Origin of the sequence: Oscillibacter sp. KLE 1745 (genome assembly GCF_000469445.2) — a bacterium.
Taxonomy (GTDB): Bacteria; Bacillota; Clostridia; order Oscillospirales; family Oscillospiraceae; genus Oscillibacter; species Oscillibacter welbionis.
Window position 1 is genome coordinate 1 of record NZ_KI271659.1, and the last position, 17,112, is coordinate 17,112.

Here is a 17,112-nt window from a genome sequence, read left to right on the forward strand (position 1 = left end):
TTCTTTTGGACCGTGCACGGCCCGTTTTCTTTTCGGCAAGACCGAAAAGAAAATGGGGGGTGCATCTGCCCAGCCATCAGCATGGCTGAAATTCCAGCGTCCAATGGGACGCACCCCCCGGAGGTATCTATGGATCGACTTCATGAAAACCGCATCTACACCGGCACGGTGGAATCCTACTCCAGCGAGGGTTTGGGCATCGTCCGCCTGGACGGCGCCGTGGTGTTCGTCCCCCAGGCCGTCCGGGGGGAGAGCATCGACCTGAAAATCACCAAGGTGATGAAGACCGCCGCCGCAGGGGAGATCGTGAAGATCCACAAGCCCTCTCCCGACCGGGCCCAGCCCGAGTGCCCCGATTACGGCCGGTGCGGCGGGTGCGACTTCCAGCACCTGACGTACCCCGAGGAGCTGTGGGCCAAGCGCCAGCGGGTCCAGGACGCCCTGACCCGCCTGGGGGGCGCAGACATCCGGGTGGAGGAGATCCTGGGGGCGAAGAACCCCCTCCACTACCGCAACAAGAGCCAGTACCCCGTGGGCGCGGACGGCGCCATCGGCTTCTACCGGGCCCGGTCCCATCAGGTGGTGCCGGTGAAGCGGTGCTTGATCCAGCCCGAGGCGGCGGACAAAACCGCCGCGGCGGTGGGGGAGTGGATGCGGCGCTACAAGGTCCCCGCCTACGACGAGGCCACCGGAAAGGGACTGGTGCGCCACGTGTACGTCCGGGTGAACCGGAAGGGCGAGAGCCTTTGCTGTGTGGTAATCAACGGCAGGCAGGCCCCCCGGGAGCCGGAGCTGGCCGCCTATGTCTGCGCCGCCGTGCCCCACACCGCGGGAGTGCTGGTGAACAGCAACACGAAGCGGGGCAACGTGATTCTGGGGGAGAAGTACCGCACCCTCTGGGGGCGGGACTATCTGATGGACACCCTCTGCGGCCTGGAGTTCAAGCTGTCGGTGCCCTCCTTTTACCAGGTGAACCGGGATCAGGCGGAAGCGTTGTACGGCAAGGCCCTGGATTATGCCGGCCTGACGGGGCGGGAGACGGTGCTGGACCTGTACTGCGGCATCGGCACCATTACGCTGTGCCTGGCGAAGCGGGCCGGACGGGTCATCGGCGCGGAGATCGTGCCGGCGGCCATCCGGGACGCCAAAGAGAACGCCGCCCGGAACCACATTGAAAACGCGGAATTCTTCTGCGGCGACGCGGCTGAGACAGCCGCACGGCTGGAGGCGGAGGGCCTGCGGCCGGACGTCATCACCGTGGACCCGCCCCGGAAAGGGCTGGCGCCGGAGGTGATCGGCTCCATCGCGGCCATGGGGCCGGAGCGGGTGGTGTATGTCTCCTGCGACCCCGCCACGCTGGGCCGGGACGTGAAGCGGTTCGGAGAGCTGGGTTACCGGGCCGTCCGGGCCTGTGCAGTGGACATGTTTCCCGCCACACGGCATGTTGAGAGCGTGGTGCTGCTGGAGAGGTATGATATGGATGGGAGGCGCATAGACCATGGCGAGAGAACGGATTCGGACGACCATCCCTGAAATTGTGGACTATTGGGCAAAGCACACGGGTGAATGCGGATTGAGCGTCGATTTCGCGGAGGCCCATGAGCGGTGCTGGCGCTGCGGCTGCCAGCGCAGTCTGGAACGCTGCCACATCGTCCCTGCTTCTCTGGGCGGCGAGGACACGCCGTCCAATTTTGTCATCTTGTGTAAGCGATGCCATTTGGAAACCCTAATGTGGCGGATCCGGAGGTCATGTGGGACTGGCTGCGGGCATACGGCGTGCCTTTTTATGACACCTTCTGGTGGGTAAACGGGATCGAAGAATACAAAAAGATATACGGGAGATCCTATGCAGAGGAACTCCGGACGCGGGGAATTTCCCCGGAGGACCCGGCATTCAAGGCGGTTTTGGACGAGCAGCGGCAGAAGGCGTCCTACCATTTCGGCGATCCCCATCTGAACATTGCCACACTGGCGGGGATCATCCGAATGGCGCTGAAGGCATACGACGCGGCTCACAGCCTGGAAACTGAACGGAATGTGACCGCCTATATCAACCGGAATGGATTCTGGCAGGGAAAATAAAGGAATTCCCCGACCCAATAAAACGGCCGAATCCCGGCATGATAGAGATGCCGCACTGCCGCGGCATCCGGCTGCTTGGATTTTTGCGGCCTGTACAGAAAACAGTTGTCAAATTCCGGCAGAGGGTGTATGATAGGACAAAGAAAGGCGGCCAGAGTACCGAAACAGGAGGAACGTTATGAACAAAACTGCAAGCATGGTCTTGAAGATCATCGGCGCCAGCCTGGCATTCGCAGCGGTTATCTGCCTGCTGATCGGCGGCTGGCATGACCTCAGCGTGGGATACAGCGGTATGAAGAAGCGGCTGGCCCGGAAATTCGGCTCCGAGTACGACGACTACGCCGACGAAGAGCTCTACGAGTAATCCAGAGCATAAAAAGGGCCCCATCCAGATGGATGGGGCCCTTTTCTGCCACAGGGCAACAAAAAACGGCTGGAAGAAATCCCCAACCGCAACGAAATTCCCCTTGACAGAGGAAAAAAACCATGGTAAAATAAGACGCTTATATGATGGCAGAGGATATTCCGCCATTTTTTATCGTTGAGATAACGATAGCATATTTCCCAGAACAATGCAAGAGCGGGATGCAGGAATTTTAACAACGATACCGTGCGTATCATTCCTGGCCGCGCCACCCGAAAAACCACGCGCCCGGCAGGACAGGGCGGGGCGCACAGAAGAAAGGTGAATGAGAAGATGGCCAAAGACAAGTACTACGGAAAGACCCTTCGTAAGAACTTCGCCAGGCACGAGGAAGTCATGCCCATGCCCAACCTTCTGGAGATCCAGAAGAAGTCTTACCAGGAGTTTTTGGACACCGGCCTCCGGGAGGTGTTCAACGACGTGGGCGCGATCACGGACTATCAGGGCAACCTGGAGCTGACCTTCATCGACTACAAGATGGATGAGGCGCCCAAGTACGACGTGGAGGAGTGCAAGGCCCGGGATGCCACCTACGCCGCGCCGCTGAAGGTGAAGGTCCGCCTGCGGAACAAGGAGACCGAGGAGATCAAGGAGCAGGAGATCTTCATGGGCGACTTCCCGCTGATGACCCACTCCGGCACCTTTGTTATCAACGGCGCCGAGCGCGTCGTGGTTTCCCAGATCGTCCGGTCCCCCGGTGTGTACTACGGCAAGGAGACGGACATCAAGACCGACCTGCCCATCCTCACCTCCACTGTCATCCCCAACCGGGGCGCCTGGCTGGAGTATGAGACCGACGCCAACGAGGTCTTCTGGGTCCGCATCGACAAGAACCGCAAGCTCCCCATCACCTGCCTGATCCGGGCCCTGGGCCTGAAGACGGACCAGGAAATCCTGGACCAGTTCGGCGACGATCCCCGCATCGTCACCACCCTGGAGAAGGACCCTTGCAAGAACTACGAGGACGCCATGCTGGAGATCTACCGGCGCCTGCGTCCCGGCGAGCCCCCCACGGTGGAGGCCAGCGAGACCCTGATCCACAACCTGTTCTTCGACCCCCGGCGCTACGACCTGTCCACCGTGGGCCGGTACAAGTTCAACAAGAAGCTGTCCCTGTGGCAGCGCATCCCCGGCTACAAGCTGGTCTATCCCGTGGCAGATCCTGCCACCGGTGAGCTCCTGTTTGATGAGGGCCATCTGCTGACCAAGGACGATGCCCGCCTGCTGGATACGGTCGGCGTGGGAGAGGTCACCATCGACGTGGAGGGAGCGCCCCTGCGGGTCATGTCCAATAAGATGTGCGACCTGAGCCATTATGTGGACTTCGATCCCCTGGCCGAGTGCGGTATCAAGGAGCGGGTGCGCTTCGACGTGCTGCAGGAGCTGCTGGGCCAGTACAGCGGCGAGGAGCTGAAGGACCAGATCCGCCTGCACCGGGCCGATCTGGTGCCCAAGCATATCATCATTGATGATATCCTCACCTCCATCAACTATATGAACGGCCTGGCCCGGGGCATCTCCGTGAAGGATGACATCGACCACCTGGGCAACCGCCGCCTGCGCTGCGTGGGCGAGCTGCTGCAGAACCAGTTCCGCATCGGCTTTTCCCGGATGGAGCGGGTAATCCGGGAGCGCATGACCATCCAGGACCTGGATGTGGTCACCCCCCAGAGCCTCATCAACATCCGCCCCGTCACTGCCGCCATCAAGGAGTTCTTCGGCTCCAGCCCCCTGAGCCAGTTCATGGATCAGACCAACCCCCTGGCGGAGCTGACCCACAAGCGGCGTCTTTCCGCCCTGGGCCCCGGCGGCCTCTCCCGCGAGCGTGCCAGCATGGAGGTCCGCGACGTCCATTACAGCCATTACGGCCGCATGTGCCCCATCGAGACCCCTGAAGGTCCCAACATCGGCCTGATCTCTTATCTCGCCACCTATGCCCGGATCAATGAGTACGGCTTTATTGAGGCGCCCTACCGGGCGGTGGACAAGGAGACCTTCCACGTCTCCGACGAGATTGTCTATATGACCGCCGACGAGGAGGACAACTACATCGTCGGCCAGGCTGCTGAGCCTCTGGACGAGAACGGCTGCCTCATCAACGCCCGTATCACGGCCCGGCACCGGGACGAGATCGTTGAGGTGGACAAGGAGCGGGTGGACTACATCGATGTGTCCCCCCGGATGATGGTCTCCATCGCGACGGCCATGATCCCCTTCCTGCCCAACGACGACGCCAACCGCGCCCTGATGGGCGCCAACATGCAGCGTCAGGCCGTGCCTCTGCTGCGTCCCCACGCGCCCATTGTGGGCACCGGCATGGAGCACAAGATCTGCATCGACTCTGAGATCGCTGTCCTGGCGGAGGGCGACGGCGTGGTGACCTCTGTGGACGCCCGCCACATCACCGTCAAGTACGACAGCGGCGAGGTCAAGGACTACAAGCTGACCAAGTTCCTCCGGTCCAACCACGGCACCTGCATCAACCAGCGGCCCATCGTGGAGGTGGGCGAGCGGGTTCACGGCTGGGGCACCGACGAGAACGGCCAGACCGTGGATCCCACCGTCCTGGCGGACGGCCCCGCCACTGAGCAGGGCGAGATCGCCCTGGGCCAGAACATCCTGGTTGGCTTCATGACCTGGGAGGGCTACAACTACGAGGACGCCGTGCTGCTGAACGAGCGTCTGGTGCGGGAGGACCTGTATACCTCCATCCACATCGAAGAGTACGAGATCGACGCCCGGGACACCAAGCTGGGCCCGGAGGAGATCACAAGAGACATCCCCAATGTGGGCGAGGACGCCCTGAAGGATCTGGACGAGAACGGCATCATCCGCATCGGCGCGGAGGTCCGTTCCGGCGACATCCTGGTGGGCAAGGTCACGCCCAAGGGCGAGACCGACCTCACCGCCGAGGAGCGGCTGCTGCGGGCCATCTTCGGTGAGAAGGCCCGGGAGGTCCGGGATACCTCTTTGAAGGTCCCCCACGGCGAGAGCGGCATCATCGTGGACGCCAAGGTCTTCACCCGGGAGAACGGCGACGAGCTGGGGCCCGGCGTGAACATGGTAGTGCGGGTGTATATCGCCCAGCGCCGGAAGATCCAGGTGGGCGACAAGATGGCAGGCCGCCACGGCAACAAGGGCGTCGTGTCCCGGGTCCTGCCGCAGGAGGATATGCCCTTCCTGCCCGACGGCACGCCGCTGGACATCGTGCTGAATCCCCTGGGCGTGCCCAGCCGTATGAACATCGGCCAGGTGCTGGAGGTCCATCTGGGCTACGCCGCCCAGAAGCTGGGCTGGAAGGTAGCCACCCCCATCTTCGACGGCGCGTCTTACAGCGACATTCAGGAGCTGCTGCAGCAGGCGGGCCTGGATCCTGAGGGCAAGAGCGTGCTGTACGATGGCCGCACCGGCGAGCCCTTCGACAACAAGGTCACCGTGGGCTACGTGTACTTCCTGAAGCTGCACCATCTGGTGGACGACAAGATCCACGCCCGCTCCACCGGCCCGTACTCCCTGGTCACTCAGCAGCCGCTGGGCGGCAAGGCCCAGTTCGGCGGCCAGCGCTTCGGCGAAATGGAAGTCTGGGCCCTGGAGGCCTATGGCGCAGCCTATACCCTGCAGGAGATCCTGACGGTGAAGTCTGACGACGTCACCGGCCGCGTCCGGACCTACGAGGCCATTGTCAAGGGCCACAACGTGCCCCAGCCCGGTGTGCCGGAGTCCTTCAAGGTGCTGGTGAAGGAGCTGCAGTCCCTGTGCCTGGACATTCAGGTGCTGGACAAGGACGGCAACGTCATCGAACTGAAGGAAGACGAGGACGCTATGGACACCTTCAACCTGGCCCGGATGGACGCCGACGACGACCGGCACCGCGCCTTCTCCGAAGAGGCGGAGTTCCAGGATTCCGGCTTTGACATCGAGGACGCCCCGGAGGATGCCGGCGCGGACATCGACGTGGACTTCGACGACGAATGATCCAGGATCGTATTGTTCGTCAACTCAACAATTCTGGATCATGTAAGGAGGAAATCGCAAGATGATCGACAACAACACTGGCAACAACATTGCCTTTGACGCGATTAAGATCGGCATGGCCTCTCCGGAGCAGATCCGCGCCTGGTCCTATGGCGAGGTGAAAAAGCCGGAGACCATCAACTACCGCACCCTGAAGCCGGAGCGGGACGGCCTGTTCTGTGAGCGCATCTTCGGACCCACCAAGGACTGGGAGTGCCACTGCGGCAAGTACAAGAAGATCCGCTACAAGGGCAAGATCTGCGACCGCTGCGGCGTCGAAGTCACCCGGGCCAAGGTCCGCCGGGAGCGCATGGGCCACATCGAGCTGGCCACCCCCGTCTCCCACATCTGGTATTTCAAGGGCATCCCCTCCCGGATGGGTCTGCTGCTGGACATCAGCCCCCGGATCCTGGAAAAGGTGCTGTATTTCGCCAACTATATCGTCACCGACCCCGGTGAGACTCCGCTGACCAAGAATCAGATCCTCTCCGAGAAGGAGTACCGGGATTACCGTGAGAAGTATGAGGACGACTTCCAGGCCGGCATGGGCGCCGAAGCCGTGAAGAAGCTGCTCCAGGACGTGGACCTGGAGGCCCTCTCCGCCCAGCTCCACGCAGAGCTGAAGGATGCCTCCGGCCAGAAGAAGGCCCGGATCGTCAAGCGGCTGGAGGTGGTGGACGCCTTCCGTCTGTCCGGCAACAAGCCGGAGTGGATGGTCATCGACGTGCTGCCTGTTATCCCGCCGGAGCTGCGCCCCATGGTGCAGCTGGACGGCGGCCGGTTCGCCACGTCCGACCTGAACGACCTGTACCGCCGGGTCATCAACCGGAACAACCGCCTGAAGCGGCTGATCCAGCTGAACGCCCCGGATATCATCGTCCGCAATGAGAAGCGGATGCTCCAGGAGGCTGTGGACGCCCTGATCGACAACGGCCGCCGGGGCCGCGCCGTCACCGGTGCCAACAACCGGGCGCTGAAGTCCCTCAGCGATCTGTTGAAGGGCAAGCAAGGGCGGTTCCGCCAGAACCTGCTGGGCAAGCGCGTGGACTACTCCGGCCGTTCCGTCATCGTGGTCGGCCCCGAGCTGAAGATCTATCAGTGCGGCGTGCCCAAGGAGATGGCCGTGGAGCTGTTCCGTCCTTTCATTATGAAGAAGCTGGTGGAGGACGGCACCGCCAACAACATCAAGTCCGCCAAGAAGATGGTGGACAAGGGTGTCACCGAGGTGTGGGACGCTCTGGATGTCATCATCAAGGACCACCCCGTCATGCTGAACCGCGCTCCGACGCTGCACCGCCTGGGCATCCAGGCCTTCGAGCCGGTGCTGGTGGATGGCCGGGCCTTGAAGCTGCACCCCCTGAACTGCACCGCCTTCAACGCGGACTTCGACGGCGACCAGATGGCCATTCACGTGCCCCTGTCGGCCGAGGCCCAGGCGGAGGCCCGCATCCTGATGCTCTCCGCCAACAACCTGCTGCGTCCCCAGGACGGCGGCCCCGTCACCGTGCCTACCCAGGACATGGTGCTGGGCTCCTACTACCTGACCATGGACCGCATGGGCAAGGCGGAGAAGGGCGCCGAGACCATCTGGTGCGAGGACGCCGGCGACACCAACCTCACCGCTCACTCCATCGTGGACGCAGATGACTTTGTGGCCGCCAACGACGCCCTGGAGAAGGGGCAGAAGAAGGCCGCCTACCGCCCTCTCCACTTCTACGCCAGCGAGGAAGAGGCCCTCATGGCCTACAACGACCATGTGATTGGGCCCCACTGCCCCATCGGCGTGCGCCGCACCATGACCGTGGACGGCGTCAGCCACACCGCTGTGGTAGAGTCCACCCCCGGCCGTATCATCTTCAACCAGAACATCCCTCAGGACCTGGGCTTTGTGGACCGGACCGATCCCGCCCACGTCTGCGACTATGAGGTGACCTTCACCTGCGGCAAGAAGCAGCTGGGCCAGATCGTAGACCGCACCATCAACAAGCACGGCTTCACCGTGGCCGCTGAGGTGCTGGACGCCATCAAGGCCACCGGCTACAAGCACTCCACCCTGGCGGCCATCACGGTCTCCATCGCGGATATGACCGTGCCCCCCAAGAAGTACGAGCTGGTGGCGGCCTCCGAGCAGAAGGTGCTGGACATTGAGAACCAGTATAAGATGGGCTTCATGACCGAGCACGAGCGCTACAAGCAGGTGGTGCAGGTGTGGGAGAAGACCACCAACGATGTCTCTGACGCCCTGCAGAAGAACCTGGACCGCTATAACCCCATTTTCATGATGGCGGACTCCGGCGCCCGCGGTTCTATGAAGCAGATCCGCCAGCTGGCTGGTATGCGTGGCCTGATCGCCAACACCGCCGGCCGCACCATCGAGATCCCCATCAAGGCGAACTACCGCGAGGGCCTGACCGCCCTGGAGTACTTCATTTCCTCCAGAGGCGCCCGGAAGGGCCTGGCCGACACGGCTCTGCGTACCGCAGACTCCGGTTACCTGACCCGCCGCATGGTGGACGTCTCCCAGGATGTCATCATCCGGGAGGAGGACTGCCACGTGACCCACGGCATCAAGGTCTCCGAGATCAGCGAGAACGGCCAGGTGATCGAGAAGTTCTCCGACCGGCTCCGGGGCCGTTTCCTGGTGGGCGATGTGGTGGACGCCGATACCGGCGAGGTGCTGCTGTCCAGCACCAAGATGATGGACGAGAACGACGCCAAGATCCTGGAGACCCACAAGTGGGTCCAGGCCAACTACCGCGACGGCGACCGCTGCACCTTCGACCCGGCGGTTGACGAGCACCCCACCGTCATGATCCGCACCGTGCTGACCTGCAAGGCCCACAGCGGCGTGTGCGCCAAGTGCTACGGCATGAACCTGGCCACCCAGCAGCCTGTGGGTCCGGGCGAGGCGGTCGGCATCATTGCCGCCCAGTCCATCGGCGAACCCGGCACCCAGCTGACCATGCGTACCTTCCACACCGGCGGTCTGGCCGGCGGCGACATCACCCAGGGTCTTCCCCGTGTCGAAGAACTGTTTGAGGCCCGTAAGCCCAAGCGGATGGCTACTCTGGCAGAGATCGGCGGCACGGTCAAGTTCGAAGAGACCAGCAAGGGCAGCCTGGTGAACATCGTCATCACCGCACCTGACGGGGACACCCGCACCTACGCGGTGCCTCACACCGGCCTGCTGGTGAAGGATGGCGACGTGATCGAGGCCGGCCACCAGCTGACCTACGGTGCGTTGAATCCCCACGAGGTGCTGCGCATTCGCGGCGCTGACGCCGTGTACAACTACCTGATCCAGGAGGTCCTGCGGGTGTACCGCCAGCAGGGCGTGGATATCAACGATAAGCATATCGAGATCATCGTCCGCCAGATGATGCGCAAGGTCCGTCTGGAGGACGCCGGCGACACCAAGCTGCTGGACGGCTCTATGGTGGACGTCCTGGAGCTGGACGACGCCAACGAGGAGATCGACCGCCGCAACGCCGCCGGTGAGCGGCAGGAGAACGGCGAGCCTCTGCGCCACGCCGTAGGCACCCAGCTGCTGATGGGCATCACGAAGGCATCTCTCGCCACGGACTCCTTCCTGTCCGCCGCCTCCTTCCAGGAGACCACCAAGGTCCTGACGGAGGCCGCCATCAAGGGCAAGGCCGACCATCTGGTGGGCCTGAAGGAGAATGTCATCATCGGCAAGCTGATCCCTGCCGGCACGGGCCTGACGGCCTACCACACCTTTGCTGAGGAGTTGGTTCCCGGCCCGGCGCCTGTTGAGGCCGCCCCGGAGCCCATTCCCGCAGAGCTGTGATTCGCCGGACATCCCGCAGACACAAGACCGGGAGAGAGCCTGACCGCTTGCGGTCAGGCTCTCTTTTCAGATGCCGGGCATCGAGAGGCGGGGTGAAGGAGACGCCCCGCAGCCCGGGGCTGAAACGGTTCTGCTGAGAAGCGGATGACCAACGCCCCCCTTTATTTAAAATATCAAAGCTCCCTTGTTCCCAGGCGCACTGCGCCGTATCCGGACGGCGGCCAGAAACGGCCCGGAAACAGGGAGAAGTTCTCCTAAGATGTCTCCAGGTATCCGGCACGCCCGGGAGATGGGGAAAACGTCCAAAAGTCTGCGGATCATGGAAAATTTTTACCGAAAAATGTCTTGACGGATATGTTTCCCCATGGTATAATCCAAAAATGCGCGGATATTAGGATTCTGCGGATTTTGCCATGCGTTTCAGGAGGAATTTCCCGTGATCTCGGAGCTTGCTTCCCAGGAGAAGGTCATCGGCGTGAAGCAGTCCCGCAAGGCGATCCGGGAAGGCCGGGCCAAGCGGGTCTATCTCGCCTGTGACGCCGATCCCGCCATCACCGAGCCGGTGGCCGCCAGCTGTGCGGAGGCCGGCATCCCCGTAAAGACGGACTACACACTGTCCCAGCTGGGCCAGGCGTGCCGGATCAGCGTGGGCGCGTCCGTGGTGGCCGTCCTCTCCGCATAAAGAAATGGTTTTTTTCGGAATAGCTTCACCGCGTTCCGTAAAAAATAAGGGCTGTCGTGGTTACACGGCAGCGAAATTATGAAAGAAAGGAGAAATACACCGAATGCCTACTTTTAACCAGCTGGTCCGTAAAGGAAGAGAACAGGCTACCTACAAGTCCACTTCTCCCGCTCTGCAGTTTGGTCTGAACACCCTGAAGAACAAGACCACCGATCTGCCTTCTCCCCAGAAGAGAGGCGTGTGCACCGCCGTGAGAACCGCGACCCCCAAGAAGCCCAACTCCGCCCTGCGTAAGATCGCCCGTGTGCGTCTGACCAACGGCTACGAAGTCACCGCTTACATTCCCGGCGTGGGCCACTCCCTGCAGGAGCACTCCGTCGTGATGATCCGCGGTGGCCGTGTCAAGGATCTCCCCGGTGTCCGTTACCACATCATCCGCGGTACGCTGGATACCCAGGGCGTCTCCGGCCGTATGCAGGCTCGTTCCAAATACGGTGCCAAGCGGCCCAAGCAGAAGTAAGTCTGCGAACTGAGAGCTTTGCCGAATAGGTTTATATAGATGGCGGCCTCCGGGCCGCCGGGACGACCTCTTTGGCAGGCATCCACGGAAGGCTGCAATACGCCTTTTGAGTACCTATGAGATCATAGAATTATTATGAAGGAGGGAAGCATAGTGCCCAGAAGAGGTAATGTTCCCAAGAGAGAGATCCTGCCGGATCCCGTTTACGGCTCCGTCCTGGTCACCCGGCTGATCAATAGTGTCATGCTGGATGGCAAGAAGGGCGTGGCCCAGAAGGTGGTCTACGGTGCCTTCGACCAGATCAAGGAGAAGACCGAGAAAGACCCCATCGAAGTGTTCAACCAGGCCATGGAGAATATCATGCCCAGCCTGGAAGTCAAGGCCCGCCGTGTGGGCGGCGCCACCTATCAGGTCCCCATGGAGGTCCGTCCCGCCCGCCGCACGACCCTGGGTCTGCGCTGGCTGACGGCCTACGCCCGTTCCCGCAGCGAGCGCACCATGGCTGAGCGCCTGGCCGGCGAACTCATGGACGCCGCCAACAACACCGGCAGCGCCGTGAAGAAGCGCGAGGAAGTCCACAAGGCAGCCGAGGCCAACAAGGCGTTCGCCCATTTCCGCTGGTAAGTTAGGAGAAACAGTATGCCGAGAAAAACACCTCTTGAAAATACCCGTAATATCGGCATTATGGCTCACATCGATGCAGGCAAGACGACGACTACCGAGCGTATCCTGTTCTACACCGGCGTGAACTATAAGATCGGTGAGACCCATGATGGCACCGCCACCATGGACTGGATGGCCCAGGAGCAGGAGCGCGGCATCACCATCACGTCCGCCGCCACCACCTGCTACTGGTCCGGTTCCAAGAACCAGTTCAAGCCCACCCGGATTAACATCATCGACACTCCGGGCCACGTGGACTTCACCGTGGAGGTGGAGCGCTCCCTGCGCGTGCTGGACGGCTCTGTCACCGTGCTGTGCGCCAAGGGCGGCGTGGAGCCCCAGTCTGAGACTGTGTGGCGCCAGGCCGATAACTACAAGGTCCCCCGGATGATCTATGTCAACAAGATGGACATCATGGGCGCCGACTTCTACAACGTGCTCCGCATGATTGAGGAGCGCCTGAAGTGCAACGCCGTGCCCATCCAGCTCCCCATCGGCAGCGAGGATACCTTTAAAGGCATCATCGACCTGATCGAGATGGACGCGGACATCTACTATGACGATCTGGGCAAGGATATGCGCGTGGAGCCCATCCCCGCGGACATGGTGGACCTGGCAAACGAGTACCGGGAGAAGCTGATGGACGCCGTGTCCATGGTGGACGAGTCTATCATGGAGGCATATCTGGCTGGCGAGGAAGTTCCCACGGCCAAGATCCGTGCGGCCATCCGCAAGGCCACGATCGCCAATGAGATGGTGCCCGTCACCTGCGGCACGTCTTACCGCAACAAGGGCGTGCAGAAGCTGCTGGATGCCATCGTGGACTATATGCCCTCTCCCCTGGACATTCCGCCCATCAAGGGCGTGAACCCCAAGACTGATGAGGAGGACGAGCGTCCTGCGGACGACAACGCCCCCTTCTCCGCCCTGGCGTTCAAGATCATGACCGACCCCTATGTGGGCCGCCTGAGCTTCTTCCGCGTCTATTCCGGCCATCTGACCACCGGTTCCTCCGTGCTGAACAGCACCAAGAACGTCAAGGAGCGTATCGGCCGGATCCTGCAGATGCACGCCAACCACCGGGAGGATATCGAGGAGGTCTTCTCCGGCGATATCGAGGCTGCCGTGGGTCTGAAGAACACCACCACCGGCGACACCCTGTGCGATGAAAAGGCACCCATCATCCTGGAGTCCATGGAGTTCCCCGAGCCCGTCATCCGCGTGGCCATCGAGCCCAAGACCAAGGCCGGCCAGGAGAAGATGACCATGGGCCTCATCAAGCTGGCCGAGGAGGATCCCACCTTCAAGACCTACACGGATGAGGAGACCGGCCAGACCATCATCGCCGGCATGGGCGAGCTGCACCTGGAGATCATCGTGGACCGCCTGCTGCGCGAGTTCAAGGTGGAGGCCAACGTGGGCGCACCTCAGGTCGCCTACAAGGAGACCATCAAGAAGGCCGTGGACCAGGACACCAAGTATGCCCGTCAGTCCGGCGGCAAGGGCCAGTACGGCCATGTCAAGATCCACGTGGAGCCCAACGAGTCCGGCAAGGGTTACGAGTTTGTCAACGCCATCGTGGGCGGCGCCGTTCCCAAGGAGTATATCCCGGCTGTCGACGCCGGTATCCAGGGCGCCATGAACGCCGGCGTGGTGGCCGGCTTCCCCGTGGTGGATGTGAAGGTCACCCTGTACGACGGCTCCTATCATGAGGTGGACTCCTCTGAAATGGCGTTCAAGATCGCCGGCTCCATGGCCTTTAAGGAGGCTTGCCGCAAGGCCGATCCCACGCTGCTGGAGCCCATCATGAAGGTCAGTGTCATCGTGCCCGATGAGTATATGGGCGATGTCATCGGCGACCTGAACAGCCGCCGCGGCCAGATCATCCAGCTGGAGGCCCGTCCCGGCGCCCAGCAGATCGACGCCTACGTGCCCTTGGCCGAGATGTTCGGCTATGCCACCGACCTGCGGTCCCGCACCCAGGGCCGCGGCCAGTACACCATGGAGCCCAGCCACTACGTGGAGATCCCGAAGAATATCCGGGATAAGATCGTGGAGACCCGCAATAAGCCCCAGGCGTAAGGAAAAAGGGATTGATTTTCCCTCCATTATACGGTAAAATAAGCAATGCTGAGAAAAACCGCATTGCACCCAACAGATTTTGAAAATTGACAGGAGGATTTTCAAATGGCTAAGCAGAAATTTGAAAGAACCAAGCCCCATGTTAACATCGGCACCATTGGTCACGTCGACCATGGCAAGACCACGCTGACCGCCGCCATTACCAAGTGGCTGTCTCTGCAGGGCAAGGCTCAGTTCGAGGCTTATGACTCCATCGACAAGGCCCCCGAGGAGAAGGAGCGCGGCATTACCATCAACACCGCTCACGTGGAGTATGAGACCGAGAAGCGTCACTATGCCCACGTGGACTGCCCGGGCCACGCCGACTATATCAAGAACATGATTACCGGCGCTGCCCAGATGGACGGTGCTATCCTGGTTATCGCCGCTTCCGACGGCCCCATGGCTCAGACTCGTGAGCACATCCTGCTGGCCCGTCAGGTGGGCGTGCCCGCCATCGTCGTGTTCCTGAACAAGTGCGATCAGGTCGACGACCCCGAGCTGCTGGAGCTGGTGGAGATGGAGGTCCGTGAGCTGCTCTCCAAGTATGAGTTCCCCGGCGACGACATCCCCATCATCAAGGGTTCCGCTCTGAACGCTCTGATTTCCGAGTCCAGCGATCCCGCCGCTCCCGAGTATGCCTGCATCAAGGAGCTGATGGATGCTGTTGACGACTATATCCCCACCCCCGACCGCAAGGAGGATATGCCTTTCCTGATGCCCGTCGAGGACGTGTTCACCATCTCCGGCCGCGGCACCGTGGCTACCGGCCGTGTGGAGCGTGGTGTCCTGAAGCTGAGCGAGGAAGTCGAGATTGTTGGCCTGACCGACGAGAAGAAGAAGACCGTCGTCACCGGCATCGAGATGTTCCACAAGCTGCTGGACTACGCTGAGGCCGGCGACAACATCGGCGCCCTGCTGCGTGGCGTGGACCGCAACGGCATCGAGCGCGGCCAGGTTCTGGCGAAGCCCGGTTCCATTCATCCCCACACCAAGTTCAAGGGCCAGGTTTACGTCCTGACCAAGGACGAGGGCGGCCGTCACACCCCCTTCTTCAACAACTATCGTCCTCAGTTCTACTTCCGCACCACCGACGTGACCGGTGTCATCACCCTGCCCGAGGGCACTGAGATGTGCATGCCCGGCGATAACGTCGAGATGAGCGTGGAGCTGATTACCCCCATCGCCATTGAGAAGGGCCTGCGTTTCGCTATCCGTGAGGGTGGCCGCACTGTGGGTTCCGGCGCTGTTACCGAGATCACCGAGGCCTGATTTTTCAGCCAAGAAAAAGAACTGCCGCAATGCGGCAGTTCTTTTTTGCCCGCAGGCCATTCCGAACGGGCTCAGTCCTGCTCCGGATAGACCAGTGTGTCCTGGAATCCGTCTGCCCCGGCGCAGAGGATATCCCCGGCCACCGGCTGCCCCTCGCAGACGTAGAGGTTGGCCTGGACACCCTCCGGCCGTCCGGGATAGTTGGTGACGGTGTAAGTGTACCGGGCCACTTGCTTGCCGCAGCACGCAGAAAGGTCGAAGCCCTGGGAATCCTGCAGCTCGTTGTAGGTGAGGTAGGGCTCCTCCAGTTTCTCCGGCAGCAGAAACTGCAGCGTCTCCACCGGTTCCTCCTCCACCTGCCAGCCCATGGACTCCAGATAGGCGATGCGGTCGGCATTGCCGGTCAGCTGCCAAGCTGCCGCGTCCTGACCGCCACCGGAGCGGCCCACCAGCAGCAGGACGGCGGCCGCCAGGATGCCGGCCAGGATCACAGCCACAACGGCCTTTGTCTTCTTGGAAACCCGCGCGGTCCAAATCAGCATATCGATCCCTCCTGCATCTTCCTATTCATTTTTTTCCGGATTTATGATAAGATGAAGCAGAACAAGCCGTCGGAAGAGAAGCGGTAAAAAGAGGCAGAGGTCAGCAAGGAGGAGGCCGGCATGGAGAAAGCGCGTCTGGACAAGATCATCGCCGGGGAGGGGACATACTCCCGGCGGGAAGTGAGGCTCCTGGTCCGCCAGGGCCGGGTGCTGGTGGACGGTGTGCCTGCCCGGTCTCCGGAGGACAAGGTGGTGCCGGAAGCAGTGGAGATTATGGTGGACGGGACCGTGCTGCACTGCCGCCGCTACACCTGGATCATGCTTCATAAGCCTGCGGGGGTCCTCTCCGCCACGGAGGACGGCCGGGGGGCCACGGTGCTGGACTTGCTGCCGCCGGAGCTCCGGCGGCGGGGACTGTTTCCAGTGGGGCGGCTGGACAAGGATACGGAGGGATTGCTGCTGCTGACCAACGAAGGAGGACTGGCCCACGACATCCTCTCTCCCAAGCATCATGTGGACAAGGTCTACTATGCCCGCACTGCCGGCTGTCTGACGGAGGAGGACTGCAGGGCGTTTGCGGCAGGAATGACCCTAGGAGGCGGCCTGGAATGCCTGCCGGCGGGGCTGGAGATCCTCTCCGCCGGGCCGGAGGGCAGCGAGGGGCTGGTCACCCTGCGAGAGGGGAAGTTCCATCAGGTGAAGCGGATGCTGGCGGCTCGGGGAAAGCCGGTCCTCTATCTGAAGCGGGTCCGCATGGGCAATTTGCCACTAGATCCGGCCCTGGAACCGGGCACATACCGATATTTGACGGAGGATGAGGTAGAGAGCCTGCGAAATTTCTAACAGCCACATCAGATAATTCAAATCTTGCCCAAAAAAGAAGCCGTTTTTTTGTTGAAAAAAGAAAATATATCTTGCATTTTGACAAATTCAACGATATAATATATCCATTGACAATTTGCACAACGCCCCCACGTGTGATTT

Annotated in this window: 13 protein-coding genes; 12 read left to right on the forward strand and 1 reads right to left on the reverse strand. The window is 61.6% G+C overall.

All coding sequences use genetic code 11. The features are described 5' to 3' along the window. Nucleotides 1-129: 129 nt before the first annotated feature. The 11 genes from rlmD (at nt 130) to tuf (ending at nt 15,586) form a co-directional block, all read left to right on the forward strand. The gene (rlmD, locus tag HMPREF1546_RS00990; RefSeq protein ID WP_021750748.1) at nt 130-1,533 is read left to right on the forward strand and encodes a 23S rRNA (uracil(1939)-C(5))-methyltransferase RlmD; all 1,404 of its coding nucleotides are present in this window, start codon (nt 130-132) and stop codon (nt 1,531-1,533) included. Then, entirely contained in the window at nt 1,499-1,807 is a 309-nt protein-coding gene (locus tag HMPREF1546_RS19430; RefSeq protein WP_301546168.1) for an HNH endonuclease, read from the forward strand. The genes rlmD and HMPREF1546_RS19430 overlap by 35 nt, the downstream gene beginning before the upstream one ends. After that, on the forward strand, nt 1,732-2,082 hold the full coding sequence (locus tag HMPREF1546_RS19435) for a hypothetical protein (protein ID WP_301546169.1): 351 nt from the start codon (nt 1,732-1,734) through the stop codon (nt 2,080-2,082). The genes HMPREF1546_RS19430 and HMPREF1546_RS19435 overlap by 76 nt, the downstream gene beginning before the upstream one ends. Nucleotides 2,083-2,260: 178 nt before the next feature. After that, nucleotides 2,261-2,446, forward strand: a complete 186-nt coding sequence (locus tag HMPREF1546_RS01000; protein ID WP_021750746.1) for a hypothetical protein — start codon at nt 2,261-2,263, stop codon at nt 2,444-2,446. Between the two features lie 333 nt (nt 2,447-2,779). Beyond that, a complete protein-coding gene (gene rpoB / locus HMPREF1546_RS01005; protein WP_021750743.1) occupies nt 2,780-6,481 on the forward strand; it encodes a DNA-directed RNA polymerase subunit beta in 3,702 nt (1,233 codons plus the stop codon). 61 nt (nt 6,482-6,542) lie between these two features. Further along, nucleotides 6,543-10,328, forward strand: a complete 3,786-nt coding sequence (gene rpoC / locus HMPREF1546_RS01010; protein ID WP_021750742.1) for a DNA-directed RNA polymerase subunit beta' — start codon at nt 6,543-6,545, stop codon at nt 10,326-10,328. 436 nt (nt 10,329-10,764) lie between these two features. Then, nucleotides 10,765-11,010: a ribosomal L7Ae/L30e/S12e/Gadd45 family protein gene (locus tag HMPREF1546_RS01015; RefSeq protein WP_021750741.1), complete on the forward strand. Its 246-nt coding sequence runs from the start codon at nt 10,765-10,767 to the stop codon at nt 11,008-11,010. A gap of 103 nt (nt 11,011-11,113) precedes the next feature. Further along, nucleotides 11,114-11,530, forward strand: a complete 417-nt coding sequence (gene rpsL, locus HMPREF1546_RS01020; RefSeq protein ID WP_021750740.1) for a 30S ribosomal protein S12 — start codon at nt 11,114-11,116, stop codon at nt 11,528-11,530. Between the two features lie 153 nt (nt 11,531-11,683). After that, on the forward strand, nt 11,684-12,154 hold the full coding sequence (rpsG, locus tag HMPREF1546_RS01025) for a 30S ribosomal protein S7 (RefSeq protein ID WP_036631091.1): 471 nt from the start codon (nt 11,684-11,686) through the stop codon (nt 12,152-12,154). A 15-nt stretch (nt 12,155-12,169) separates the two neighbouring features. Beyond that, a complete protein-coding gene (gene fusA, locus HMPREF1546_RS01030; RefSeq protein WP_036631090.1) occupies nt 12,170-14,275 on the forward strand; it encodes an elongation factor G in 2,106 nt (701 codons plus the stop codon). 105 nt (nt 14,276-14,380) lie between these two features. Then, nucleotides 14,381-15,586, forward strand: a complete 1,206-nt coding sequence (gene tuf, locus HMPREF1546_RS01035) for an elongation factor Tu (RefSeq protein WP_021750737.1) — start codon at nt 14,381-14,383, stop codon at nt 15,584-15,586. Between the two features lie 71 nt (nt 15,587-15,657). Here the strand turns inward: tuf and HMPREF1546_RS01040 are convergent, their stop codons facing one another. Then, the gene (locus HMPREF1546_RS01040; protein WP_021750736.1) at nt 15,658-16,128 is read right to left on the reverse strand and encodes a DUF4830 domain-containing protein; all 471 of its coding nucleotides are present in this window, start codon (nt 16,126-16,128) and stop codon (nt 15,658-15,660) included. Nucleotides 16,129-16,248: 120 nt separating this feature from the next. Here HMPREF1546_RS01040 and HMPREF1546_RS01045 point away from each other — a divergent pair, with 120 nt between their 5' ends. Next, entirely contained in the window at nt 16,249-16,971 is a 723-nt protein-coding gene (locus HMPREF1546_RS01045) for a pseudouridine synthase (RefSeq protein ID WP_021750735.1), read from the forward strand. Nucleotides 16,972-17,112: the final 141 nt, after the last annotated feature.

What these genes read in the sequence shown, in the direction of transcription:
- rlmD (WP_021750748.1), top strand. Translation starts at nt 130, where the DNA reads ATGGATCGACTTCATGAAAACCGCATCTACACCGGCACGGTGGAATCC.
- HMPREF1546_RS19430 (WP_301546168.1), top strand. Translation starts at nt 1,499, where the DNA reads ATGGCGAGAGAACGGATTCGGACGACCATCCCTGAAATTGTGGACTAT.
- HMPREF1546_RS01000 (WP_021750746.1), top strand. Translation starts at nt 2,261, where the DNA reads ATGAACAAAACTGCAAGCATGGTCTTGAAGATCATCGGCGCCAGCCTG.
- rpoB (WP_021750743.1), top strand. Translation starts at nt 2,780, where the DNA reads ATGGCCAAAGACAAGTACTACGGAAAGACCCTTCGTAAGAACTTCGCC.
- rpoC (WP_021750742.1), top strand. Translation starts at nt 6,543, where the DNA reads ATGATCGACAACAACACTGGCAACAACATTGCCTTTGACGCGATTAAG.
- rpsL (WP_021750740.1), top strand. Translation starts at nt 11,114, where the DNA reads ATGCCTACTTTTAACCAGCTGGTCCGTAAAGGAAGAGAACAGGCTACC.
- fusA (WP_036631090.1), top strand. Translation starts at nt 12,170, where the DNA reads ATGCCGAGAAAAACACCTCTTGAAAATACCCGTAATATCGGCATTATG.
- tuf (WP_021750737.1), top strand. Translation starts at nt 14,381, where the DNA reads ATGGCTAAGCAGAAATTTGAAAGAACCAAGCCCCATGTTAACATCGGC.
- HMPREF1546_RS01040 (WP_021750736.1), bottom strand. Translation starts at nt 16,128, where the DNA reads ATGCTGATTTGGACCGCGCGGGTTTCCAAGAAGACAAAGGCCGTTGTG.
- HMPREF1546_RS01045 (WP_021750735.1), top strand. Translation starts at nt 16,249, where the DNA reads ATGGAGAAAGCGCGTCTGGACAAGATCATCGCCGGGGAGGGGACATAC.